This is a genomic window from Xanthomonas sp. (genome assembly GCF_017163755.1).
Taxonomy (GTDB): domain Bacteria; phylum Pseudomonadota; class Gammaproteobacteria; order Xanthomonadales; family Xanthomonadaceae; genus Xanthomonas_A.
The window spans coordinates 59,754-83,642 of the sequence record NZ_JAFIWC010000005.1 but is presented as its reverse complement, the minus strand read 5'-3'; the positions used below and the strand labels follow the sequence as shown (position 1 = coordinate 83,642).

Below are 23,889 nucleotides of genomic sequence, written 5' to 3'. Positions count from 1 at the left end.
TGCGGGTCAGCCCTTCAGCGAATCGACTTCGGCCACGTTGATCGTGTGGCGGGTACGGAACAGCGTCACCAGGATCGCGAGGCCGATGGCGGCCTCGGCCGCGGCCACGGTCAGGATGAAGAACACGAACAGCTGGCCGGCCGGATCGCCGAGCTCGCGCGAGAAGGCGACGAAGTTGATGTTCACCGACAGCAGCATCAGCTCGATCGACATCAGCAGCACGATGACGTTCTTGCGGTTGAGGAAGATCCCGGCGAGGCTGACGCAGAACAGCACCGCGCCGAGCGCCAGCAGGTGGCCTAGGGTGATCATGGCTGGCCCTCCTGCGAGGTCGGCGCCTGGGTCTGGGTGTGGATCGTGGGCTGCTCGGCGTCCATCTTGACGATGCGCAGGCGGTCGCCGGCCTTGACCCGCGACTGCTCGCCCGGGTTCTGGGTCTTGATGCCGGTGCGCTTGCGCAGCGTCAGCATCACCGCGGCCACCACCGCCACGGTCAGGATCACTGCGGCGAACTCGAACGGCAGCAGGAACTCGGTGAACAGGGTCTTGGCCAGCCAGGTGATGTTGGAGGTGTCGGCGGCCAGCGCGGCGGCGTTGTCGGCCGGCAGCGGCGTGGCGGTGCGGGCCTTGACCCCGATCAGGGTGACCATCTGCACCAGCATCGCCACCGCGACCACCAGCCCCACCGGCAGGTAGCGCACCCAACCCTCGCGCAGCCGCGAGGTGTCGATGTCGAGCATCATCACCACGAACAGGAACAGCACCATCACCGCGCCGACGTAGACCAGCACCAGGGTCACGCCGAGGAACTCGGCGCCCACCAGCAGCCACACGCAGGCGATCGAGAAGAAGGTCAGGATCAGGCACAGCACGGCGTACACCGGGTTGCGCACGCTGATCACCGCGCCGGCGGAGACCGCGGCGATGGTGGCGAAAATCCAGAAAGCGATATTTACCCAATCCATCTCGGACCTCAGCGGAAGGCGGCGTCGGCGCTGCGGCGCTCGGCGATCTCGGCCTCGAGCCGGTCGCCGATCGCCAGCAGCTGCGGCTTGGTGACGATGTTCTCGCCGCGTTTTTCGAAGTGGTACTCCAGCACGTGGGTCTCCACGATCGAATCCACCGGGCAGCTTTCCTCGCAGAAACCGCAGTAGATGCACTTGAACAGGTCGATGTCGTAGCGCGTGGTGCGGCGGGTGCCGTCCTCGCGCTTGGTCGAGTCGATGGTGATCGCCAGCGCCGGGCACACCGCTTCGCACAGCTTGCAGGCGATGCAGCGCTCCTCGCCGTTGGGATAGCGGCGCAGCGCGTGCAGGCCGCGGAAGCGCGGCGACTGCGGGAACTTCTCCATCGGGTACATCACGGTGTACTTGGGACGGAACGTGTACTTCAGGGTCAGCCACAGGCCGCCGAGCAGCTCGAGCAGCAGCAGGCTCTTGAAGTAATGGGTGACTTTATTCATCGCTTACACGCCCTTCTGGATCACGCCGTAGAACACCATCAACGCAGTCACCGCGATCCACACGATCGTCAGCGGAATGAACACCTTCCAGCCCAGGCGCATGATCTGGTCGTAGCGGTAGCGCGGGAAGCTGGCGCGGAACCAGATGTAGGCGCTGGCGAAGAACAGCACCTTCATCAGCAGCCACGGCCAGCCGCCGGTCCAGATCCAGTTGACCCACGGCGAGATGTCCGCCGTGACCCAGCCCTGGATCGGGCTCAGCCAGCCGCCGAGGAAGAAGATCGAGACCAGGAAGCTGACCAGGATCATGTTGGCGTATTCGGCCAGGAAGAACAGCGCGAACGCGCCGCCCGAATACTCGACCATGTGCCCGGCGACGATTTCCGATTCGCCTTCCACCACGTCGAACGGCGCGCGATTGGTCTCGGCCACGCCGGACACCCAGTACACGATGAACAACGGGAACAGCGGGACCAGGAACCAGTCCAAGAAACCGGAGCTGCCGGCCTGGGCCATCACGATGCTGCTCAGGTTCAGGCTGCCGGCGGCGATCATCACCCCGACCAGCGCGAAGCCCATCGCGATCTCGTAGCTGACCACCTGCGCGGCCGAGCGCATCGCGCCCAGGAACGCGTACTTGGAGTTGGACGCCCAGCCGGCCAGGATGATGCCGTACACGCCCAGCGAAGTCATCGCCAGCAGATACAGCAGGCCGGCGTTGGCGTTGGACAGCACCAGCCTGGCGTCGAACGGCACCACCGCCCAGGCGGCGAACGCCGGCGCCAGGGTGATCAGCGGGGCGATCACGAACATCGCCTTGTGCGCGCTGCTGGGCTGGATGATCTCCTTGAACAGCAGCTTGAACACGTCGGCGAAGGCCTGGAAGATGCCCATGCCCACGTACATCGGCCCGTGGCGCACGTGCATCCAGCCGATCAGCTTGCGTTCCCAGACCACGTAGAACGCCACCGCGACGATCACCGGCACCGCGATCACCAGGATCTTGAGCACGATCCACAGGATCACGCCGATCGCGCCCAGCCCGGCCAGCCACTGGTGCAACGGGTCCACCGCGTTCAACAACATCTCGTTCATGCCGCCACCACCGTCACCCGGCCAGCGCCCAGCGGTGCGGTCGCACCGTGGCCCGTTTCAACCCAGGCCGCGCCCGGCGCGACCCGCTTGTCCAGCACCAGCGGCAGCGTGGCGCTGCCCGCGGCGGTGCCGACCTTGACCATCTGCCCCGCGCCCAGGCCGAGCCGCGCGGCTTCGTCCGGATGCAGCGCCAGGCTCGGCGCCTGGTTCAGCGGATGCGCCTGCAGCGCCTGCGCGCGGCGCACGACCGCATCGGTGCGGTAGATCGCCGGGCTCGCCGCCAGTTCCAGGCCCTCGTCCTGCCGCGCAGGCTGCGCCGACGCCGCGGCGGCGACGTCGCTCGGCTGCAGGCTGGCGCGCAGCCCGGCCAGGTCGGTGAACTCGAAACCGGCCAGGCCCAGTTCGCCGCCCAGCGCGCGCAGCACGCGCCAACCCTCGCGCGCCTCGCCGGGCAGCTTGCCGCCCGGACGCGTGGTCTGGTCGTCGCCGCCCAGGTTGGTCAGCGTCGCCTCGATTTCCGGCAGCGCGCCGATCGGCAGGATCACGTCGGCCACCTCGCGGGTGGACGCGCAGGCGAAATGGCTGAACGCCACCACCTTGGCGCCGGCCAGCGCGGTACGCGCCGCCGCGGCATCGGCGAAGTCCAGTCCCGGTTCCAGGCCGTACAGCACATAGGCGCTGCGCGGCTCGGCCAGCATCGCCGAGGCGTTGCGCGCGCTCGGCAGCACGCCGTAGCGCGACAGGCCCAGCGCGTTGGCGCCCTGCGGGATGCGGCACAGCGCCGCGCCGGTGGCCGCGGCGAACTCGCGCGCGGCCGCACGCAGCGTGGCGGCCTGCGGATGGTTCTCGACCAGCGCGCCGACGATCAGCACCGCACGTCCGCCGCCCTGCACCGCTTCGCGCAGCGCGCCGTCGGCCAGCGCCTCGGCGAACCGGGACGGGGCCACGGTGTGGCGCGCGACCTGGTCGAAGGCGAAGTCGAAGTCGACCGGGTTGATCGAATACACCCGGGTCCGCTTGTGCAGCTGCGCCTTGCGGATGCGCGCATGCAGCAGCGGCAGCTCATGGCGCAGGTTGCTGCCCAGGATCACCACCACGTCGGCCTGCTCGATCTCGGCCAGCGGCAGGGCGAACGGCTCGGCCGGCGCGGCGTCGGAGAAATCTCGGTTGTACACGCGGTGGTCGATGTTGCCGCTGCCCAGCCCGCCGGCCAGGCGCGCCAGCAGCGCACCCTCCTCGTTCGAGGTCGCCGGGTGCGCGAGCACGCCGAGCGCGTCGCCGCCATTGGACTTGAGGATCTCCGCGGCGGCGCCGAGCGCCTCGGCCCACGGCACCTCGCGCCATTGCCCGTCGACCTTGCGCAGCGGACGCAGCGCACGGTCCTCGGCATACAGGCCCTGGTGCGAGTAGCGGTCGCGATCGGACAGCCAGCACTCGTTCACCGCATCGTTCTCGCGCGGCACGGTGCGAAGCACTTCGCCGCGGCGCACGTGCAGGAACAGGTTCGAGCCCATCGCGTCGTGGTAGCCCACCGACTCGCGCGCCACCAGCTCCCACGGGCGGGCGCGGAACTGGAACACCTTGTTGGTCAGCGCGCCGACCGGGCACACGTCGACCACGTTGCCGGACAGCTCGGTGGTCAGCGGCTTGCCGTCGTAGGTGCCGATCTGCAGGTTCTCGCCGCGGTACATGCCGCCCAGCTCGTAGGTGCCGGCGATGTCCGCGGTGAAGCGCACGCAGCGCGTGCACTGGATGCAGCGGGTCATCTCGGTGGCGACCAGCGGACCGATGTCCTCGTCCGCCACCACGCGCTTGCGCTCGTTGAAGCGGCTGACCGAGCGGCCGTAGCCCAGCGACACGTCCTGCAGCTCGCATTCGCCGCCCTGGTCGCAGATCGGGCAGTCCAGCGGGTGGTTGATCAGCAGGAATTCCATCACGCTGCGCTGGTACTTCAGCGCCTTCTCGCTGCGCGTGGTGACCTTCATGCCGTCCATCACCGGCGTGGCGCAGGCCGGCGCCGGCTTGGGCGACTTCTCCACGTCCACCAGGCACATGCGGCAGTTGGCCGCGATCGGCAGCTTCTCGTGGTAGCAGAAGCGCGGAATCGGAATACCGGCCCGGTCGGCGGCCTGGATGATCATCGAGCCCTTCGGCACGACCAGATTCTGGCCGTCGATCTCGACGGTGACGTGGTCGGGCGGGACGTTGGGATTGACTGGTTGGGCGCTCATGCGGCTGCTCCCGCCGGGACTCGGGACTCGGGACTCGGGACTCGGGCGACAAAGGTGCGCACGCTTCCCGTGTTGATGATGGGATAAACCGCGATGATCGCCGCCTGCGGCAAGAACGAGTTTTCGAGTCCCGAGTCCCGAGTCCCGAGTCCCGCGCTGAACACACTCATGCCGCCACTCCCAACCGGGCATCGACGATGGATCGCCCATTCACGATGTAGTACTCGAATTCGTCCCAGAACTGGCGCAGGAAGCCCTGGATCGGCCACGCCGCCGCTTCGCCGAACGCGCAGATGGTGTGGCCTTCGATCTGCCCGGCGACGGTGCGCAGCTGGTGCAGGTCGTCCATCGTCGCCTTGCCGGCGACGATGCGCTCGAGCACGCGGTGCATCCAGCCGGTGCCTTCGCGGCACGGGGTGCACTGGCCGCAGGATTCCTTGTGGAAGAACTGCGAGATGCGGCAGGCGAAACGCACGCAGCACACGCTGTCGTCCAGCACTACGATCGCGCCCGAGCCCAGGCCGGTGCCCAGTGCGCGCAGGGTGTCGTAGTCCATCTGCAGGCCGGCCAGCTGGTCGGCCTTGAGCACCGGCATGGAGACGCCGCCGGGAACCGCGGCCTTGAGCTTGCGCCCCGGGCGCAGTCCGCCGGCCATTTCCAGCAGCTCGTCGAAGGTGGTGCCGAGCGGCACCTCGAAGTTGCCGCCCTTCTGCACGCAGCCGGAGACCGAGAAGATCTTCGGGCCGCCGTTCTTGGTCTTGCTCAGGCCGAGGAACCATTCCGGGCCGTTGCGGATGATCGCCGGCACCGAGGCGTAGGTCTCGGTGTTGTTGATCGTGGTCGGCTTGCCGTACAGGCCGAAATTGGCCGGGAACGGCGGCTTGTAGCGCGGCTGGCCCTTCTTGCCTTCCAGCGATTCCATCAGCGCGGTCTCTTCGCCGCAGATGTAGGCGCCGGCGCCCAGCGCGCCGTAGATGTCGATGTCCACGCCGCTGCCGAGGATGTCCTTGCCCAGCCAGCCGTTGGCGTAGGCGTCGGCCAGCGCCTGCTCGAAGTGCTCGAACGGCTCGTGGTGGAACTCGCCGCGCAGGTAGTTGTAGCCCACCGTGCTGCCGGTGGCGTAGCAGGCGATCGCCATGCCCTCCACCACCGAATGCGGGTTGTAGCGCAGGATGTCGCGATCCTTGCAGGTGCCCGGCTCGGATTCGTCGGAGTTGCACAGGATGTACTTCTGCATCGTGCCCTTGGGCATGAAGCTCCACTTCAGGCCGGTCGGGAAGCCGGCGCCGCCGCGGCCGCGCAGGTTCGACTGCTTGACCATTTCTACGACCTGCTCCGGCGGGATCTTCTCTTCGAGGATCTTGCGCAACGCGGCATAGCCGCCGGTCTTCAGGTAGCTGTCGTACGACCACGGGGTGTCGTAGTGCAGCGTGGTGTAGACCACCTGGTGCGGCTGCGGCGCCGGGCCGACCGGGCCGGTGGATGCGTGGGGATGATGTGCCATTGCCGTTATTACTCCAGCCCGTCCAGCAGCTCGTCGACCTTTTCCAAGGTCAGGTGCTCGTGGTAATGACCGTTGATGACCATCATCGGCGCCGCCGAGCACGCGGCCAGGCATTCTTCTTCGCGCTTGAGGTACACGCGCCCGTCCGCGGTGGACTGGCCCAGCTTGCAGCCGAGCTTCTTCTCCGCGTGCGCGACGATGTCCTCGGCGCCGTTGAGCCAGCAGCTGATGTTGGTGCAGATCGCCACGTTGTGGCGGCCGACCTTCTCGGTCTCGAACATCGAATAGAAGCTGGCGACCTCGTAGGCCCACACCGGCGGCAGGTCCAGGTACTTGGCGACACCGGCGATCAGCTCGTCGGTCAGCCAGCCGCCGTTCTGCTCCTGTGCCGCGTGCAGGCCCTGCAGCACCGCCGACCGCTTGCGGTCCGGCGGGAACTTGGCCAGCCAATGCTCGATATGGGCGCGCGTCTTGTCGCTCAGCACCACCATCGGATCGACGTCGCGCGCCGCTTCGAAATTACCTGTCGCTTTCATGCGTGGAACTCCGGGACTCGGGACTCGGGACTCGGGACTCGAAAAAGCCCGCGTCCGCCAATTCCCGGACCGTGGAAAAGAACAACCGTGTTTACCGAAAAGGAAGCCGCGCACCCGCTGTTGGCGAGTCCCGAGTCCCGAGTCCCCAGTCCCGGCTTCATCGATCCACCTCGCCGAACACCAGGTCGTAGGTACCGATCATCGCCACCACGTCGGCCAGCATGTGGCCGCGCACGATCGCGTCCATCGAGGACAGATGCGCGAAGCCCGGCGCGCGCAGGTGCACGCGGAACGGCTTGTTGGCACCGTCGGACGCCAGGTAGCAGCCGAACTCGCCCTTCGGCGCTTCGACCGCGCAGTAGGTCTCCCCGGCGGGGACGCAGTAGCCTTCGCTGAACAGCTTGAAGTGGTGGATCAGCGCTTCCATGTCGTCCTTCATGTCCGCGCGCTTGGGCGGCGCGACCTTGAAGTTCTCGACCATCACCGGGCCCGGATTGGCCTTGAGCCACTTCACGCACTGCTGGATGATGCGGTTGGATTCGCGCATCTCGGCCATGCGCACCAGGTAACGGTCGTAGCAGTCGCCGTTGGTGCCGACCGGGATGTCGAAATCGACCGCGTCGTACCGGGCATAGGGCTGCTTCTTGCGCAGGTCCCACTCGATGCCCGAACCGCGCAGCATCACCCCGGTCATGCTCCAGGCGTAGGCCTGCTCCGGCGTGACCACGCCGATGCCGACGGTGCGCTGCTTCCAGATGCGGTTGTCGGTGAGCAGCGTCTCGTACTCGTCGACGCGGCTCGGGAAGGTGTTGGTGAAGTCTTCCAGGAAGTCGAGCAGCGAGCCTTCGCGCGCCGCGTTCAGGCGCTTCAGCGCCGCGCCCTTGTGCCAGCGCGACTCCTTGTACTTGGGCATGCGGTCGGGCAGATCGCGGTACACGCCGCCGGGACGGTAGTAGGTGGCATGCATGCGCGCGCCGGAGACCGCCTCGTAGCAGTCCATCAGCTCTTCGCGCTCGCGGAACGCGTACAGCATCACCGCCATCGCGCCCAGATCCAGGCCGTTGGAACCGACCCACATCAGGTGGTTCAGGATGCGGGTGATCTCGTCGAACATCGTGCGGATGTACTGCGCGCGCTCCGGCGCCTCGATCCCCATCAAGGTCTCGATCGCGCGCACGTAGGCGTGCTCGTTGCACATCATCGACACGTAGTCCAGGCGGTCCATGTAGCCGATCGACTGGTTGAACGGCTTGGATTCGGCCAGCTTCTCGGTGCCGCGATGCAGCAGGCCGATGTGCGGATCGGCGCGGACCACGGTCTCGCCGTCCATCTCCAGGATCAGGCGCAACACGCCATGCGCGGCCGGATGCTGGGGGCCGAAATTCATCGTGTAGTTGCGGATTTCCTGCTTGCTTTCGGCCAGGTCGCTGGCGAAGCCGTCATGGGCCTGGTGGAACTGGGTGCTCACTTGGCGGGTTCCTTCTGTGCTTCGCCCGCGGCGGTCTGGTAGCGCGCATCGTCGCGGATCACGCGCGGCACGCTGACGCGCGGCTCGACCGAGGTCACCGGCTCGTAGATCACGCGCTGCTTTTCTTCGTCGTAGCGCACTTCGACGTTGCCGATCAGCGGGAAATCCTTGCGGAACGGATGGCCGACGAAACCGTAGTCGGTGAGGATGCGGCGCAGGTCCGGATGGCCGGCGAAGACCACGCCGAACAGGTCGAACGCCTCGCGCTCGAACCAGTTCGCGCCCGGCCAGATGTCGGTGACCGAGGCCACCACCGGCAGGTCTTCGTTGGGCGCATAGCAGCGCACGCGCAGGCGCTGGTTGTGCCGGTAGGAAATCAGATTGGCCACCACCGCGTAGCGCTGCAGCGGTATCGGCATCGGCTGGGTGCGGGTGCTCGCCTCGGAGCTGGGAAATTCGCCCCAGCCGAAGCGGCCCATGCCCTTGCCTTCGACGCCGCGGCTGAAGCCCTGCGAGGACACGTCGTCGGTGTCCCACTCGTCGCTGCCGTAGCCGAGGTAGTCCACGCCGCACAGGTCGGACAACTGTTCGAAACCGAACTCGTCGCGCAGCGCCAGGCACGTGGCATGCCAGGCGTCGGCCGGCACTTCCAGCGTCACTTCGCCGCGCGGAAAGGCCACGAACACCTGGGCGCCGGCAAAGCGGGCGCCGAGTCGATCGCTAAAGGAAGATGCTTGCTCTGCCATGGGGGCTTGGCTGCTCTCGAAAAGATGAGGAATCAGCGCGCGATGGTCTGGGTTCGCCAGATCTTCTTCTGCAGCTGCAGGATGCCGTAGACCAGCGCCTCGGCGGTCGGCGGGCAGCCCGGGACGTAGATGTCCACCGGCACGATGCGGTCGCAGCCGCGCACCACCGAATACGAATAGTGGTAGTAGCCGCCGCCGTTGGCGCAGCTGCCCATCGAGATCACCCACTTCGGGTCGGGCATCTGGTCGTAGACCTTGCGCAGCGCCGGGGCCATCTTGTTGACCAGGGTGCCGGCGACGATCATCACGTCGGACTGGCGCGGCGACGGGCGGAACACCACGCCGTAGCGGTCCAGATCCAGGCGCGCGGCACCGGCGTGCATCATCTCCACCGCGCAGCAGGCCAGGCCGAAGGTCATCGGCCACATCGAGCCGGTGCGCGCCCAGTTCAGCAGCGCATCGACGCTGGTGGTCACGTAGCCCTTGTCGAGCAGCGGGTTCTCGCCTTCGGGACGCAGGATGTCGTCGACCCGCCCTTCCGGGATCGGGTTGGTCATCAGGCGATCCAGGGTCTGAATCACTCCCATTCCAGCGCTCCCTTCTTCCACACGTAGATAAAACCGAGGAACAGCATGCCGACGAACAGGCCCATGGTGACCAGGGAGCGGGCGCCCAGGTCCATGAACACCTGCGTCCACGGCACGATGAAGATGATTTCCAGATCGAAGACGATGAACTGGATCGCGATCAGGTAGTAGCGCACGTCGAACTTCATGCGCGCGTCCTCGAATGCCTCGAAGCCGCACTCGTAAGGCGAGAGCTTCTTCAGGTCGGGACGACGGGGACCGAGGAACCGTCCCACCAGCATCAGCGTGATGCCGATACCGGTGGCCACGATCAGAAACAGCAGGGTCGGCAAATATTCGGCCAGCACTAGCGATTCTCTCTTGCCTCTGCCCGCGCGCCATCGCGGCGGGGGCATGGGATAGGCGATTTTCCGGACCCAGGCGAGACGCCTGTGTGAGGGAAACCGCAGCCAAACAATAATGGTGCCCAAGAGGGGACTCGAACCCCTACGACTCTCGTCGCTACCACCTCAAGGTAGTGCGTCTACCAATTCCGCCACCTGGGCTTGCGTTACGTGCGCGGCATCCCGCTGCGCAGCATATTGTAACCGTCTTCAGTCTTTCTGCGACGGCACCGGCGACTTTTGTTGCGCCTCGTCCGGCGTTTCCACCGGCTGCGTCGCCGCCGGAGCGGCGGCGGGCACGGTCGCGGCCGGCGTGGTCGCCGACGGCGCCTGCGGTACCCGCATCTCGCCGGCCGGCGCGGTCGGCGTCGGGGTGGCGGCCTGCGACATCACGCCCAGGCCGGCCTCGGCGGTCGGACGCGCGTTGTGCGCCGCGTACCAGGCCATGAACAGGCTGATGCCGAAGAACACCACCGCCAGCCACTTGGTGGACTTGGACAGGAAGTTGGACGCGCCGCGCGAACCGAACACGGTGCCCGACGCGCCCGCGCCGAAGCCCGAACCCGCCGCCGCGCCGGAACCGCGCTGCATCAGGATCAGCGCGATCATTCCGATCGCGACCAGCACGTACACCACATTGAGGATGACCATCAGCATTTCGAAATCCGTCCGGACAGTACTGCTTGATTTAGCGAGCGCACCGCCTGCGTGGCGGCCGTTCGGTTAACGGGCGGCCGCCGCTCGCGCGATGGCCAGAAAGTCTTCGGCGACCAGCGAGGCGCCGCCTACCAGCCCTCCATCGACGTCCGGCTGAGCGAACAGTTCCGCGGCGTTGTCGGGCTTGACGCTGCCGCCGTACAGGATCGGCAGCGAATCAGCAATTCTAGCATCGTGCGCGGCCACTTCGCCACGAATGAAGGCGTGCACCGCCTGTGCCTGGGCCGGGGTGGCGTTGCGCCCGGTACCGATCGCCCAGACCGGCTCGTAGGCCACCACCGCGGTGGCCAGGCCCTGCACCCCCACCGTCGCCAGCACCGGCCGCAGCTGCGCGGCGATGACCGATTCGGTCTGCCCGGCCTCGCGCTGCTCCAGGGTCTCGCCCACGCACAGGATCGGCCTGAGCCCGGCATGCACCGCGGCGGCGACCTTGCGCGCGACCAGCTCGCTGCTCTCGTGGTGGTACTGACGCCGCTCCGAGTGCCCGACCAGGCCATAGTGGGCGCCGACGTCCACCAGCATCGCCGCCGACACCTCGCCGGTATAGGCGCCCTTCTCGTTGCTGCTGACGTCCTGGGCGCCGAAATGCAGCGCGTGCTCCTCGAAGTCCTCGATCAGGTCGCCCAGGTACGGCAACGGCGGCAGGATCACCACCTCCACGCCCGCCGGCAGGCCCGACGCTACTTCCTGCACCAGCCCGGTGGCGAAGTGGCGGCTGCCGTGCAGCTTCCAGTTTCCGGCTACGATCTTGCGACGCATCGGCGCGTTCTCCGGCTGTAAAGAGCCGGAAGGATAGCCGATGGGCCGTCGCCGCCGGGTCTGCCGCCGCCGGCGCCGCACCCTGTTCCCCAGCGACCGCGAGGCCCCATGTCCGATCCGCCCGGCTACGCCCTGATCACCGGCGCCTCCAGCGGCATCGGCCGCGAGATCGCGCGCGAGTACGCGCGCCGCGGGGTGCCGCTGATCCTCAGCGCGCGACGCGAGGCGCTGCTGCACGGCCTGGCCGACGAACTGCGCGCGCAGGTACCGGTGCAGGTGCTGGTCGCCGATCTGGCCGAGCCGGGCGCGCCCGCCGCGCTGGCCGCCGAGATCGAGCGCCGCGGCCTGGCGGTGCGGATCCTGGTCAACAACGCCGGCTACGGCGTGCCCGGCCGCTACCTGGGCAGCGACTGGGCGACCCATGCCGCGTTCCTGCAGGTGATGGTCGGCGCGGTGTGTGAGCTGACCTGGCGGCTGCTGCCGTCGATCCGCGCCAGCGGCCACGGCCGCATCCTCAACGTGGCCTCGTTCGCCGCGCTGGTGCCGGGCGCGGACGGGCAGACCCTGTACGCGGCGGCGAAGGGCTTCATGCTGCGGCTGAGCGAATCGCTGGCGCTGGAGAACGCGGACCGCGGCGTCCACGTCACCGCGCTGTGCCCGGGCTTCACCTGGTCCGAGTTCCACGACGTCACCGGCACCCGCGCGCAGATGGACAGGCTGCCGCGCTGGGCCTGGCTGCACGCCGACGCGGTGGCCCGCGCCGGCATCGACGGCGCCGAACGCGGCCGGGTACGGGTGGTACCGGGGCTGTTCTACCGCGCCCTACTGGGCCTGGTCGCGCTGCTGCCCAACGCCCTGCTGCTAGCAGTGATGCGGCGCGGCTCGCGGCGGATCAGGCCTGTGGAGCCGGGACTCGGGACTCGGGACTCGGGACCCGAGGATCACTCGAGCTGAAGCCAGGTCGGCTGCGAAGAGTTTGCTTTTCCGAGTCCCGAGTCCCGGGTCCCGAGTCCCGATTATTTCAGCTTGATCTCGCGCAACCGCTCTTCCAGGTAGCCCTGCGCGGTGATCGGCTCGGGATAGCGGCTGGGGTTGTCGGCGCTGACGCACGAGGGCAGCACGTCGATCAGGAAGTCCGGGTTCGGATGCAGGAAGAACGGCACCGAGTAGCGCGGCTGCCGCGCCTGCTCGCCCGGCGGGTTGGTCACCCGGTGCGTGGTCGACGGGTACACGTGGTTGGTCAGGCGCTGCAGCATGTCGCCGATGTTGACCACGATGGTGTCGGCGTCGGAAGTGAACGGCACCCACTCGCCCTGCTTGGACTTCACCTCCAGCCCGGCGGCGCTGGCGCCGACCAGCAGGGTGATCAGGTTGATGTCCTCGTGCGCGCCGGCGCGCACGTTGGGGATGTCGTCGGCGGTGATCGGCGGGTAGTGGATCGGGCGCAGGATCGAATTGCCCGAGTCGGTCTTGTCGGCGAAGTAGTGCTCGGGCAGGCCGATGTGCAGCGCCAACGCGGCCAGCACGCGCGCGCCGAGCTTGTCCAGCGCCTGGTACAGGCCGTAGCCGTGCTCGCGGAAGCCGGGCACTTCGCTCGGCCACAGGTTCGGCGGCATCACCGGGCGGTACTTGGAATCGTCCGCGATCTCGCGGCCGATGTGCCAGAACTCCTTCAGGTCGAAATGCTTGGAGTCCTTGGCGGTCTCCACGCCGAAGGCGGTATAGCCGCGCGCGCCGCCGCTGCCCGGCACCAGGTACTTGCGCTTGACCGGCTCGGGCAGCGCGAAGAAGTCCTTGAACACCGCGTAGGCCGCGTCGATCTGCGCCTGGGCGATGCCGTGGTTGCGGATGCCGGCGAAGCCCCATTCGCGGTAGGCCGCGCCGAGCTCGGCGACGAAGGCGTCGCGGTCGCTGTCGAAACGGGTGATGTCGAGGGTCGGGATGCGCGCAGTCATGGGCTGGAACCGGAAGTTCGATGGAGGGAAACGCCGCGGCTCAGGCCAGCAGGCGGTACAACAGATACAAGGAGGCCGCCTTGGCGGCGACCACCGCGATGCCGATCAGCACCGGCTCACGCCGCGTCACGCACCGCCCCGGCGAGCTTTTCCAGGGTCGCCTGCATCAGCGCGGCGTCGTCGGCCTCGACCGTGACCCGCACCACCGGCTCGGTGCCGGACGGACGCAGGAACGCGCGGCCGCGCCCCTGCACCGCCGCCTGCGCCGCGGCCAGCGCGGCCTGCACGCTGGCCGCCTCGGCCGGGCGCGCGCCTTCGTGCAGGCGCACGTTGACGGTCTGCTGCGGGACCTTGTTCAGGCCCTGCAGCGCCTGCCGCAGGGTCTGCCCGGAGCGCTTGAGCACTTCCAGCACCTGCAGCGCGCTGACGATGGCATCGCCGGTGGTGGCGCGGTCCAGGCACAGCAGGTGCCCGGAGGCCTCGCCGCCGAGCACGCCGCCGTTCTCGACCAGCGCCTGGTGCACGTAGCGGTCGCCGACCTTGACCCGCACGAACGGCACCTGCAGCGCGGCCAGCGCCTTTTCCAGGCCGTAGTTGGTCATCAGCGTGCCCACCACCGTGCCCTTCAGCCGGCCGCTGGCCTGCCAGCCGCGCGCCAGCACGTACAGCAGGTCGTCGCCATCGACCGGATCGCCCTGGTCGTCGGCCATCAGCACGCGGTCGCCGTCGCCGTCGAAGGCGATGCCCAGCTGCGCGCCGTGGCTGCGCACGTTGGCGGCGAGGTTGTCGATATGCATCGAGCCGACCCCGGCGTTGATGTTCAGCCCGTCCGGGGCGGCGCCTATGGCGACCACCTCGGCACCGAGCTCGCGGAACAGCAACGGTGCGATGTGGTAGGTCGCGCCGTGCGCGCAATCCAGCACCACCTTCAGCCCGCGCAGGTCGAAGCCGCGCGGCACGCTGGCCTTGCAGAATTCGATGTAGCGACCGATCGCGTCGCGCGCGCGCATCGCCTTGCCCAGGCGCTCGGATTCCACCGTGGCGAAGGGTTCGTCGAGCGCGGCCTCGATCGCGCTCTCGGTGGCGTCGTCGAGCTTCTCGCCCTCGGCGGAGAAGAACTTGATGCCATTGTCGTAGTGCGGGTTGTGCGAGGCGCTGATCACGATGCCGGCATCGGCGCCCAGGGTGCGGGTCAGGAACGCCACCGCCGGGGTCGGCATCGGCCCCAGCAACTGCACGTTGGCGCCGGCGGCGACCAGCCCGGCCTCCAGCGCCGACTCGAACATGTAGCCGGAGATGCGCGTGTCCTTGCCGATCACCACCGTCGGCCGCGCGGCGCCGCCGGCGCCAAGCACGCGGCCGAGCGCATTGCCCAGGCGCATCACGAAGTCGGCGGAAATCACGCCCTGCCCGACCCGGCCGCGGATGCCGTCGGTGCCGAAATACTTGCGCGCGCTCATCGCTGCGGGACTCGGGACTCGGGACTCGGGACCCGGTCAAAGCCGGAGACACCCAGGGATCCCGAAAAACGCGCACTTGCCACGCAATACATCCGTCGCGCCGGACCACGAGTCCCGAGTCCCGAGTCCCGGATCCCGGCTTTCCGAGTCCCGAGTCCCGAGTCCCGAGTCCCGGCCCTCACGCCACCACCTCGGTCTTGGCCGGCGCCGGCTGGCGCATCATCATCGCCAGCAGCTCGGACAGGCGGTCGCGCAGTTCGCGGCGGTCGCAGATCTGGTCGATCGCGCCGTGCTCGAGCAGGAATTCCGAACGCTGGAAGCCCTCGGGCAGGGTCTCGCGCACGGTCTGCTCGATCACCCGCGGGCCGGCGAAGCCGATCAGCGCGTGCGGCTCGGCGATGTTGATGTCGCCGAGCATCGCGAAGCTGGCCGACACGCCGCCGGTGGTCGGATGGGTCAGCACCGACACGTACGGCAGGCCGGCCTCGCGCAGGCGGCCGAGCGCAGCCGAGGTCTTGGCCATCTGCATCAGCGAGAACAGGCCTTCCTGCATGCGCGCGCCGCCGCTGGCGGAGAAGCACACGAACGGCGCGCCGATCTGCAGCGCGGTTTCCGCGGCCAGCGCGAAACGCTCGCCGACCACCGAGCCCATCGAGCCGCCCATGAAGGCGAAATCGAACGAGGCGGCGACCAGCGGATTGGACTTGAGCAGTCCCTGCATCGCGATCAGCGCGTCGTACTCGCCGGTGTTCTTCTGCGAGGCCTTGATGCGCTCGCCGTATTTCTTCTGGTCCTTGAACTTGAGCGCGTCGACCGGGCCCAGGCGCGCGCCGATCTCCACCGGCGTGGTGTCCGGATCGAACAGCGAGGCCAGCCGCGCGCGCGCGCGGATCGCCATGTGGTGGCCGCACTTCGGGCACACCTCCAGGTTTTCCTCCAGTTCCGGCCGGTACAGCACGGCGCTGCAGTTGGGGCATTTCTCCCACAGGCCTTCGGGGACGCTGCGCTTCTTGCTGGGCGTGTTGTCGGTGCGGATGCCGGAGGGCATCAATTTGCTGAGCCAACTCATGCGGAATGACGATCCAGTCGCGCGGCCCACCGGGCCGCCAAGGGGCGACAGTCTAGCGCGCCGCGGCAAACGGCGCCGCAGGCAGGCCCGGATGCCGACGCAGCGGGCGCGGCCGCCACACGTTGCGCCGCAGCAATCCGGAGGCGGCCGCACGCGCGCCGGGCACGGCCGCTTCGCCGTTTCGAGACGCCGCAGCGAGCGGATCCCTCACCTGCGGAAGCGAGCTGCATCGCAGAGTGGCGCCCTCGCCGCCGGCTGCGACCCGAGACAAGAGAAGCGTCGGGGCTGAGGCCCCTTCCCGGCTGGGGCGTGCGGAACCTCGCGCCGAGCATATTCACAGGGGGCTACGTCCTGCTGGCGCCGCGCCTCGCCATTTGAGCACGCCGGGCCGCAGTCGCGCCCATGAACCGCCTCACGACGGCCGCGGCTCCGCGCCGCCGCGCACTGGCCGTATCCGCCGCGCTTGTCAGGCCTGGTCCAGTGCCGCGCGCAGCGGCGCCAGGAACGCGATCGCGCGTTCGCGTACCGCCTGCGTGCCGTCGGCCCCGGCCAGTGCCGCGACCAGCGCGCTGCCGACCACCACGCCGTCGGCATCGGCGGCCATGGCCTTGGCGCTGGCCGCGTCCTTGATGCCGAAACCGGCCACCACCGGCACCGTCGAGCGCGCGCGCAGCTGGCGCAGGCGCTCGCCGGCGGCACGGGTGTCGAGATGGTCGGCGCCGGTGACGCCGGCGAAGCTGACGTAGTACAGGTAGCCGCGCGCGGCGTCGCACAGCAGGCCGATGCGTTCGTCGCTGGTGGTCGGCGACGCCAGCACGATCAGGTCCAGGCCGGCCGCGGTGAAGATCTCCAGGGTCTCGGCCGATTCCTCCGGCGGCAGGTCGACCAGCAGCACCCCGTCCACGCCGGCGGCGACGGCCTCTTCGGCGAAGCGCGCGGTGCCGTGGATCTCGACCGGGTTGAGGTAGCCCATCAGCACCACCGGCGTGGTCGCGTCGTCGTGGCGGAACGCACTGACCGTCTCCAGCACGTAGGCCAGGCCGGCGCCGCGCGCCAGCGCGCGCTCGGAACTGCGCTGGATGGTCGGGCCGTCGGCCATCGGGTCGGAGAACGGCACGCCGAGCTCGATCACGTCGGCGCCGGCCTCGACCAGCGCGTGCATCGCCGGCACCGTCGCCTGCAACGAAGGATCGCCGGCGGTGAGGAAGGGGATCAGGGCCTTGCGCGATTGCGTGCGCAGGCGGGCAAAGGTTTCGTCGATACGACGCATGTCGGGTCCAGGCGGGGTGGGGATGGGGATCAATCGGTCGAAGGCGGATCGGCCCAGGCGCGGGAGCCCACCATGTGCGGCGGCAGTTCCGCCAGCGCGTGCTCGGGCGCCTCCACCTGGAAGCTGTCCACGCAGCAGCCGCAGCCGGCGTTCTCGGAACAGGCGCGCAGTTCGCCGCGCCAGCGATCCAGCCAGTCGAGCAGCAGGTCCTGCTCGCCCGGCGCGTCGGTCTCGGCGGTCAGCGTCGCGCGCGCCCAGCGCATCGTTCAGACCTGCACGCCTTCGCGCGCGGCGATGGTGTGCACGTCCTTGTCGCCGCGCCCGGACAGGTTGCACAGCACCAGCGCGTCCTTGGGCAGGTCGCGCGCCAGCTTGATCGATTGCGCCACCGCGTGGCTGGACTCCAGCGCGGCCAGGATGCCCTCGGTGTGCGCCAGCAGGTGGAACGCGGCCAGGGCCTCGTCGTCGGTGATGCCCTGGTAGACCGCGCGGCCGCTGTCGGACAGGAAGGCGTGCTCGGGGCCCACGCCCGGATAGTCCAGGCCGGCGGAGACCGAATGGGTCTCGGTGATCTGGCCGTCGTCGTCGCAGATCACGTAGGTGCGATTGCCGTGCAGCACGCCGGGACGGCCGGCGGCGATCGAGGCGGCGTGGCGGCCGCTGGCGATGCCGTCGCCGGCCGCCTCGGCGCCATAGATCTTCACCTGCGCATCGTTGAGGAAGGCATGGAACAGGCCGATCGCGTTGCTGCCGCCGCCGACGCAGGCGCTGATCGCGTCCGGCAGGCGGCCGTAGTCCTCGAGCATCTGCGCGCGCGCCTCGCGGCCGACGATGGCGTTGAAGTCGCGCACCATGCGCGGGTACGGATCCGGGCCAGCGACCGTGCCGATGATGTAGAAGGTGTCGCGCACGTTGGTCACCCAGTCGCGCATCGCTTCGTTGAGCGCGTCCTTGAGCGTGGCCGAGCCGGAGGTCACCGGCACCACCGTGGCGCCGAGCAGCTTCATCCGGTAGACGTTGATCTTCTGCCGCTCGATGTCGGTGGCGCCCATGTACACCACGCATTCCAGGCCCAGCCGCGCGGCGACCGTGGCCGAGGCCACGCCGTGCTGGCCGGCGCCGGTCTCGGCGATGATCCGGGTCTTGCCCATGCGGCTGGCCAGCAGCGCCTGGCCGACGGTGTTGTTGATCTTGTGCGCGCCGGTGTGGTTCAGGTCCTCGCGCTTGAGCAGGATCTGCGCGCCGCCGACCTCGCGGCTCAGCCGCTCGGCGTGGTAGATCGGGCTGGGCCGGCCGACGTAGTGCTTGAGGTCCTTGTCGTAGGCGGCGATGAACGCCGGGTCCTGGCGCGCCTGGTCGTAGGCCGCGGCCAGTTCCTGCAACGGACCGATCAGGGTTTCGGCGACGAAGCGGCCGCCATAACGGCCGAAATGGCCGCTGGCGTCGGGATAGGCGTGGAAGTCGCTAATGGGTACGGAGGACATGGCGAAAGGCACGGCAGCGGACAGGGCTGCACTTTAGCGCACGCGTGCGCGCATAAAAATCGATAAAGTCTGACCTTTATCGTCAGGAAATCTCACATGTCGCCCGCCTCGCGCCTGCCCTCGCTGAACGCGCTGCGCGCCTTCGAGGCCGCCGCCAGGCTGCGCAGCGTCGGCGGCGCGGCGGCCGAGCTGCATGTCACCCATGGCGCGGTCAGCCGCCAGATCCGCTTGCTGGAGGAGGAACTGGGCGTGGCGCTGCTGCGGCGCGAGGGCCGCGGCATCCGCCCGACCGCCGCCGGCGAGCGCCTGCGCGAGGCGGCCGGCGCCGCCTTCGCCCGCTTGCAGGACACGGTCGCCGACCTGCGCCGCCCGCCACGCGCCAGCGCACTGGTACTCGGCTGCCCGGGCAGCATCCTGGCGCGCTGGATGATCCCGCGGCTGCAGGCGCTGCAGCGCGACCTGCCGCAGCTGACCCTGCACCTGTCCGCGCACGAGGGCGAATTCGCGCCCGACCTGGACGGGCTGGACGCGGCGCTGCTGCTCGGCCAGGCGCCCTGGCCCGGTGGCTGGCGGGTGCACGTGCTGGCGCCGGAGCGGATCGGCCCGGTGCTGAGCCCGGCGCTGGCGCAGGCGCAGGCGCTGCTGCAGCGCCCGGCAAGCGCGTTGCTGGAACAGGCATTGCTGCATACCGCATCGCGCCCGCAGGCGTGGCCGGCCTGGGCGCAGGCGCATGCGCTGGACCCGGCCGCGCTGCGCTACGGCGCCGGCTTCGAACACCTGTACTACCTGCTCGAAGCCGCGCTGGCCGGGATCGGCGTGGCGATCGCGCCGCAGCCGCTGGTCGCCGACGACCTGGCCAGCGGGCGCCTGCTGGCGCCATGGGGCTTCGCCGACACCGGCGGGCAATGGGCGCTGTGCGCGCCCGCCGATCGCCACGACGACGGCCGCATCGCCGCGCTGGCCGCATGGCTGCGCGGGCAGCTGAGCTGATCGCGCGATCCATGCGCACTGGCGCCGCACGGACCGCGGCGGCACGAAAAGGCGCCGGCCAGTGCCAGGCATGACTGGTTTCGGACCCGAAATGGCTCCGCAGTCGTGGTACCGGCGTCGACAGATGCATCGCTGCTGCGCTCGCCACGGGCAGCGGCTGCAGCGGCACACGAGGATTCTCAGCGTAAACACATGCACGCGGAAGCGATCACGAGCCGGCTCGCGGCCACCCGCGCCGATGGCGTTGTCGGCAACGCGTCGCGACCGATGGCCCGAGGCCACCGGAGCCGCTCCCACGGTAGACATCTCAAGTTCTGCAGGGACGGCGATTGCGACGCGTTGCGCATTCCGACCGCGCAACGCGATCGCACGGCCGTGTGGATCAACCCAATGCATGGGCACGTTCTGCACGCCCTGGTTGGCTGCTGGCAACATCGAGCAACCCGCTAGCACCGGGATGCATCACGAATCAGCGGCGCGACCATCCAAGGCGAACGCAGCGACCGCGCGACGTGAAGCGAAGAACGAGCGCGGCGCGGGCGCCGGCAGCGAGGGCTCAGCAGCCGTTGGCGAGCTCGTGGCAATCGGCGCGGCGCACTTCCTCGACGAACTTGCGCATCTTGTGCCCGTCCTTGACCCCCGGCTCGCTCTCGATGCCGCTGGAGACGTCCACGCCCCACGGCAGCGTCGCGACGATCGCGTCGAACACGTTGTCGGAGGTGATGCCGCCGGCGAGCAGGAACGGCCGGTGCAGGCCGGTCGGCAGCCGGGTCCAGTCGAAGGTCCTGCCGGAGCCGCCGCTCTCGCCCGGCGCGTGGCTGTCGAACAGGAAGCCGGCCGCATTCGGATACTGCAGCTGCAAGGTGCGCGCGTTGATCTCGCCGCCGCCCATCGGCACCGCCTTCAGGTACGGCAGGTTGAAGCTGCGGCAGAAGCCGTCGTCCTCTTCGCCATGGAACTGCAGCACGGTCGGGCGCACGGTGCGAAGCACTTCGCGCACTTCGTCCTTGGGGTTGTCGCGGAACAGCGCGACCACGTCCACCATCGGCGCGGCCGCCTGGCGCATCGCGCGCGCCTCGGCCGGCGCCACCCGGCGCGAGCTGCCGTGGGCGAACACGAACCCGATCGAATCCACCCCCAGCTCCCCGGCCAGGCGGATGTCGCCGGCGCGGGTCATGCCACAGAACTTGATCCGGGTGCGATACAGGGTTCGATTCATTGAGTGACCTCGGCAGGCAGCTGCCAGTTGTCGGGGTAGAGCGGGCCGACGAACACCAGCCCCTGGGGCGGCGCGGTCGGGCCGGCGACGGTGCGGTCGCGCCCGGCGAGCAGCTCGCCGATCCAGGAGACGGGTTTTTCGCCGGTCCCCACCATGATTAGGGAGCCTACGATATTGCGCACCATGTGATGAAGGAATGCATTGGCCTGCACCTGGACCTCGACCACCTCGCCCAGCCGGGTCACCGAGATCGCCTGCAGTTCGCGGCGCGCGTGCAGCGCCTGGCACTGGATGCTGCGAAAGGCGCTGAAGTCCTGCTCGCCCAGCAGCGCCTGCGCCGCGGCGTGCATCGTCTCGGCCTGCAGCGGCCGCCGCTCCCAGCTCAGCGTCTGCCGGTACAGCGCCGGGCGCACCTGGCGGTTGAGCAGCCGGTAGCGGTAGCGCCGCGCGCGGGCGGAGAAGCGGGCATGGAAATCGTCGGCCACCGGCACGCACCAGCGCACGCATACCGACGCCGGCAGCCGCGCGGTGGCGCCGAGCATCCAGCCACGCGGCGCACGCGGCGCGGCGCTGTCGAAGTGCACGACCTGGCACTCGCCATGCACCCCGGCGTCGGTGCGCCCGGCGCAGACCACGCCGATCGGCGCGTCGGCCACCGACGACAGCGCCGCCTGCAGCGCCGCCTGCACGCTCGGTCCGCCGGACTCGCCGAGCTGCTGCCAGCCCTGGAAGTCGCTGCCGTCGTATTCCACGCCAAGTGCATAACGCATAGTCGACCTACCCTGAAAGTACGCGCATGGACGGCTCGACCGGCCATGCCTCGAAGAACGGCACCGCGCACGCCCGGCGGCGGCGCGCGGGCTGCAGGCACCGCGGACGCCATCGCCACCGACGCGGGCCGACGGCGGCGACCCTGACACGGTCAGGGTGAGGCGGTCGTGCGGGAGCGGCGCCGCCAAGCGCAGCGCCACCGGGCCGATGCTCGCCATCGCCGCCGGTGCGTGCCGGCGCCGGCGTCGCGCTTCAGCGGCGATGGCCGCGCTGGCGCGCGGCGGACGCCGGCACGAAAGGCCGGCGCCCGGCCCCGCGCCGCGGTCAACCCAGGCGGGCCAGCAACTGCAGCGCCTCGGCCCGTGCGGCCGGATCGCCGCCGGTCGCCACTTCGGTCAGCAGGGTCCGCGCGGTCTCGTTGTCGCCCAGGTCCATGTAGGCCACCGCCAGCTCCAGGCGTTCGCGGCCGGCGCTGGGCGCCGGTGCCGCGGGCGCGTCGGCGGCGTCCACGTCCGATGCGTCGGCCGGATGCCACGCCGGCTCCTGCCATGCGGGCGGCAGCGTGGCCGGTGCCGGAGGCGCCGGTTCGGGCGGCGGCGGATCGATCAGCGCGGGCTGGCGCCACGGCTCGTCGGCTTCCTCGTCGAAGGCGGGCGCCGGCGCGGTGTGCGGGTCCAGATGCGCCTGGAAGCGGTCGGCATCGCGCGCCTGCTCGTAGCTGGCTTCGTCTTCGTAGGCGTCTTCGCGGTCGTGCACGCTGTCCTCGCGCTCGTCCAGCGACGGCAGGTCGGGCGCGTCGACGTCGCGATGCGCGGTAACCGGCACCGCCGCGGCCAGCGCCGCGGTGTCGTAGCCGCCGCGCGACAGCGGCGGCAGCGGCGAGGGCTTGCGCCGGCGCGACAGCAGCCAGGCGCCAATGCCGAGCAGCAGCAGCGCCAGCCCGCCCCACAGCCACAACGGCCAGCCGCCGGATTCGCCGGCCGGCGCCGGCGCAGGCGCCTGGGTCTGCGCCAGGCGCTTCTGCGCCGCGGCCAGGTCGCTGTCCTTCAGCGCGATCAGTTGCTGCTGCTGGGCCTTGAGTTTTTCCAGTTCCTCGACCCGCGCGCGCAGCTCCTGGACCTCGGCATCGCGCGCCGCCAGGTCTTCGCGGGTCTGCTGCAGTTGTTGATTCGCCACCATGTCTCCCTCGTCGCCGGCACCGGTGCCGGACTTGGTTCCTGCATTGCGTCCGTCGGCGGCCACCGCCGGGGCGATCTCCAGCCGGGCGCCGCCGCTGGGCGCTGCCGCCGCACGCGGCGGTGCGGCGCCGGCGTCCGCTGCTGCGGTCTGCGCCTGTGCCGGTTGCGGTACCGGCGCGCGCGCCTGGCGCCACTGCGCGGTCTGTTCGCGCACGATCGCGGCCGCTTCGGCGGCGTCGATCTGCGCCAGCGCGTCCTGCTGCGGCGTGCGCAGCACCGCGCCCTGCTTGAGCAGGTTGAGGTTGCCGCGAATGAACGCGTCCGGGTTGGCGCGCAGCAGCGCGACCATGGTCTGGTCCAGGCTCTGCCCGCTGCCGCGCGCCAGCTGCGCGGCGATGTGCGACAGGGTCTGGCCGCGCTGCACCGGCGCCAGCGTGTCGCCGGCGGCCGGCGCCGGCGTGGGCGCGATGGGCGCCGGTCGCGGTGCAGGCGTCGCCGGCGCGGGCATCGCTACCGGCGCCGGGCGCTCCTCGGCCGGTGCCGGGATCGGTGCCGCCGGAGCGATGGCGTTGGAGGCGGCGGCGGCAGGCGCATCGATCGCCGGCTCGGCGATCGCCGCGGCGGTGTTGGGCGCGTCGACCAGCGCGGAGTATTCGCGGATCAGGCGCCCCTGGCCCCAGTCGACTTCGATCAGGAAGCTCAGCGACGGCACCTGCACCGGCTGCTGGCTGGTCACGCGGATCACCGCGCGGCCGCGGCTGTCCTGCGCGAACTGGAACTGCAGGTCGCCGACCAGGCCCTGCGGGCGCTCCAGCCCGACCCGGGCGAAAGTCGCCGGCGAGGCCAGCGCCACGCGCGCGTTCTCCAGTTCGCCCGGCTCGTTGGAGATCACCGGGATCTCGGCGAGGAACGGTTGCCCGGGCTTGGACAGCACGCGCAGGTCGCCCAGGCCCAGCGCCAGCGCCGCCTGGCTGCAGGCCAGCAACAGCACCGCGCATGCCACGC

24 protein-coding genes and 1 tRNA gene are annotated in these 23,889 nt (G+C 69.7%); 2 read left to right on the top strand and 23 right to left on the bottom strand.

Going from position 1 to position 23,889, the window contains the following annotated elements; translation table 11 throughout:
- Positions 1-6: 6 nt before the first annotated feature.
- The 14 genes from nuoK to tpiA all read right to left on the bottom strand — a co-directional run bounded on the left by nuoK (position 7) and on the right by tpiA (position 11,488).
- Positions 7-312, bottom strand: a complete 306-nt coding sequence (nuoK, locus tag JR065_RS04995; RefSeq protein WP_206232664.1) for an NADH-quinone oxidoreductase subunit NuoK — start codon at positions 310-312, stop codon at positions 7-9.
- The gene (locus tag JR065_RS04990; protein ID WP_206232662.1) at positions 309-965 is read right to left on the bottom strand and encodes an NADH-quinone oxidoreductase subunit J; all 657 of its coding nucleotides are present in this window, start codon (positions 963-965) and stop codon (positions 309-311) included. Before JR065_RS04990 ends, nuoK begins: the two co-directional genes overlap by 4 nt.
- A gap of 8 nt (positions 966-973) precedes the next feature.
- The gene (gene nuoI, locus JR065_RS04985) at positions 974-1,462 is read right to left on the bottom strand and encodes an NADH-quinone oxidoreductase subunit NuoI (RefSeq protein ID WP_206232661.1); all 489 of its coding nucleotides are present in this window, start codon (positions 1,460-1,462) and stop codon (positions 974-976) included.
- Positions 1,463-1,465: 3 nt separating this feature from the next.
- Positions 1,466-2,557, bottom strand: coding sequence for an NADH-quinone oxidoreductase subunit NuoH (gene nuoH / locus JR065_RS04980; RefSeq protein ID WP_206232659.1), 1,092 nt, complete (start codon positions 2,555-2,557; stop codon positions 1,466-1,468).
- Complete coding sequence (nuoG, locus tag JR065_RS04975) at positions 2,554-4,788, bottom strand: NADH-quinone oxidoreductase subunit NuoG (protein ID WP_206232658.1); 2,235 nt, start codon at positions 4,786-4,788, stop codon at positions 2,554-2,556. The genes nuoH and nuoG overlap by 4 nt, the downstream gene beginning before the upstream one ends.
- A 166-nt stretch (positions 4,789-4,954) precedes the next feature.
- The gene (gene nuoF / locus JR065_RS04970; protein WP_206232656.1) at positions 4,955-6,292 is read right to left on the bottom strand and encodes an NADH-quinone oxidoreductase subunit NuoF; all 1,338 of its coding nucleotides are present in this window, start codon (positions 6,290-6,292) and stop codon (positions 4,955-4,957) included.
- Between the two features lie 8 nt (positions 6,293-6,300).
- Positions 6,301-6,828 (bottom strand): NADH-quinone oxidoreductase subunit NuoE, encoded by a 528-nt coding sequence (nuoE, locus tag JR065_RS04965; RefSeq protein ID WP_206232654.1) that lies wholly within the window; start codon positions 6,826-6,828, stop codon positions 6,301-6,303.
- Between the two features lie 157 nt (positions 6,829-6,985).
- Positions 6,986-8,215: an NADH-quinone oxidoreductase subunit D gene (locus JR065_RS04960; RefSeq protein WP_241093395.1), complete on the bottom strand. Its 1,230-nt coding sequence runs from the start codon at positions 8,213-8,215 to the stop codon at positions 6,986-6,988.
- A 77-nt stretch (positions 8,216-8,292) separates the two neighbouring features.
- Positions 8,293-9,042 carry an NADH-quinone oxidoreductase subunit C gene (locus JR065_RS04955; RefSeq protein WP_206232651.1) on the bottom strand — a complete coding sequence of 250 codons (750 nt, stop codon included), beginning with the start codon at positions 9,040-9,042 and terminating at the stop codon, positions 8,293-8,295.
- Between the two features lie 32 nt (positions 9,043-9,074).
- Positions 9,075-9,629, bottom strand: coding sequence for a NuoB/complex I 20 kDa subunit family protein (locus JR065_RS04950; RefSeq protein WP_064539336.1), 555 nt, complete (start codon positions 9,627-9,629; stop codon positions 9,075-9,077).
- On the bottom strand, positions 9,620-9,976 hold the full coding sequence (locus JR065_RS04945) for an NADH-quinone oxidoreductase subunit A (protein ID WP_206232648.1): 357 nt from the start codon (positions 9,974-9,976) through the stop codon (positions 9,620-9,622). Before JR065_RS04945 ends, JR065_RS04950 begins: the two co-directional genes overlap by 10 nt.
- A gap of 113 nt (positions 9,977-10,089) precedes the next feature.
- Positions 10,090-10,174 (bottom strand) — tRNA-Leu (locus JR065_RS04940).
- Between the two features lie 48 nt (positions 10,175-10,222).
- Entirely contained in the window at positions 10,223-10,669 is a 447-nt protein-coding gene (gene secG, locus JR065_RS04935) for a preprotein translocase subunit SecG (RefSeq protein ID WP_206232646.1), read from the bottom strand.
- Between the two features lie 66 nt (positions 10,670-10,735).
- Positions 10,736-11,488 (bottom strand): triose-phosphate isomerase, encoded by a 753-nt coding sequence (gene tpiA / locus JR065_RS04930; protein ID WP_206232644.1) that lies wholly within the window; start codon positions 11,486-11,488, stop codon positions 10,736-10,738.
- Positions 11,489-11,596: 108 nt separating this feature from the next.
- On the opposite strand from tpiA, the gene JR065_RS04925 reads away from it, so the two are divergent.
- Positions 11,597-12,442: an SDR family NAD(P)-dependent oxidoreductase gene (locus JR065_RS04925; protein ID WP_206232643.1), complete on the top strand. Its 846-nt coding sequence runs from the start codon at positions 11,597-11,599 to the stop codon at positions 12,440-12,442.
- A 62-nt stretch (positions 12,443-12,504) separates the two neighbouring features.
- Here the strand turns inward: JR065_RS04925 and JR065_RS04920 are convergent, their stop codons facing one another.
- The 6 genes from JR065_RS04920 to trpB all read right to left on the bottom strand — a co-directional run bounded on the left by JR065_RS04920 (position 12,505) and on the right by trpB (position 18,726).
- Complete coding sequence (locus JR065_RS04920; RefSeq protein ID WP_206232641.1) at positions 12,505-13,443, bottom strand: isopenicillin N synthase family dioxygenase; 939 nt, start codon at positions 13,441-13,443, stop codon at positions 12,505-12,507.
- Positions 13,444-13,559: 116 nt separating this feature from the next.
- Positions 13,560-14,903 (bottom strand): phosphoglucosamine mutase, encoded by a 1,344-nt coding sequence (glmM, locus tag JR065_RS04915; protein WP_206232639.1) that lies wholly within the window; start codon positions 14,901-14,903, stop codon positions 13,560-13,562.
- 178 nt (positions 14,904-15,081) lie between these two features.
- Positions 15,082-15,972, bottom strand: a complete 891-nt coding sequence (accD, locus tag JR065_RS04910; RefSeq protein ID WP_206232637.1) for an acetyl-CoA carboxylase, carboxyltransferase subunit beta — start codon at positions 15,970-15,972, stop codon at positions 15,082-15,084.
- A 466-nt stretch (positions 15,973-16,438) separates the two neighbouring features.
- Positions 16,439-17,242: a tryptophan synthase subunit alpha gene (gene trpA / locus JR065_RS04905; protein ID WP_206232636.1), complete on the bottom strand. Its 804-nt coding sequence runs from the start codon at positions 17,240-17,242 to the stop codon at positions 16,439-16,441.
- A 29-nt stretch (positions 17,243-17,271) separates the two neighbouring features.
- Positions 17,272-17,505 carry a hypothetical protein gene (locus tag JR065_RS04900; RefSeq protein WP_206232634.1) on the bottom strand — a complete coding sequence of 78 codons (234 nt, stop codon included), beginning with the start codon at positions 17,503-17,505 and terminating at the stop codon, positions 17,272-17,274.
- Between the two features lie 3 nt (positions 17,506-17,508).
- Positions 17,509-18,726, bottom strand: coding sequence for a tryptophan synthase subunit beta (gene trpB / locus JR065_RS04895; protein WP_206232633.1), 1,218 nt, complete (start codon positions 18,724-18,726; stop codon positions 17,509-17,511).
- A 96-nt stretch (positions 18,727-18,822) separates the two neighbouring features.
- On the opposite strand from trpB, the gene JR065_RS04890 reads away from it, so the two are divergent.
- The gene (locus JR065_RS04890) at positions 18,823-19,716 is read left to right on the top strand and encodes a LysR family transcriptional regulator (protein ID WP_206232632.1); all 894 of its coding nucleotides are present in this window, start codon (positions 18,823-18,825) and stop codon (positions 19,714-19,716) included.
- A 556-nt stretch (positions 19,717-20,272) separates the two neighbouring features.
- Here the strand turns inward: JR065_RS04890 and JR065_RS04885 are convergent.
- The 3 genes from JR065_RS04885 to JR065_RS04875 form a co-directional block, all read right to left on the bottom strand.
- Complete coding sequence (locus JR065_RS04885; RefSeq protein WP_206232630.1) at positions 20,273-20,935, bottom strand: phosphoribosylanthranilate isomerase; 663 nt, start codon at positions 20,933-20,935, stop codon at positions 20,273-20,275.
- Entirely contained in the window at positions 20,932-21,705 is a 774-nt protein-coding gene (gene truA / locus JR065_RS04880; protein ID WP_206232628.1) for a tRNA pseudouridine(38-40) synthase TruA, read from the bottom strand. Before truA ends, JR065_RS04885 begins: the two co-directional genes overlap by 4 nt.
- Before the next feature lie 325 nt (positions 21,706-22,030).
- Positions 22,031-23,875 carry a FimV/HubP family polar landmark protein gene (locus tag JR065_RS04875; RefSeq protein ID WP_206232800.1) on the bottom strand — a complete coding sequence of 615 codons (1,845 nt, stop codon included), beginning with the start codon at positions 23,873-23,875 and terminating at the stop codon, positions 22,031-22,033.
- Positions 23,876-23,889 lie beyond the last annotated feature (14 nt).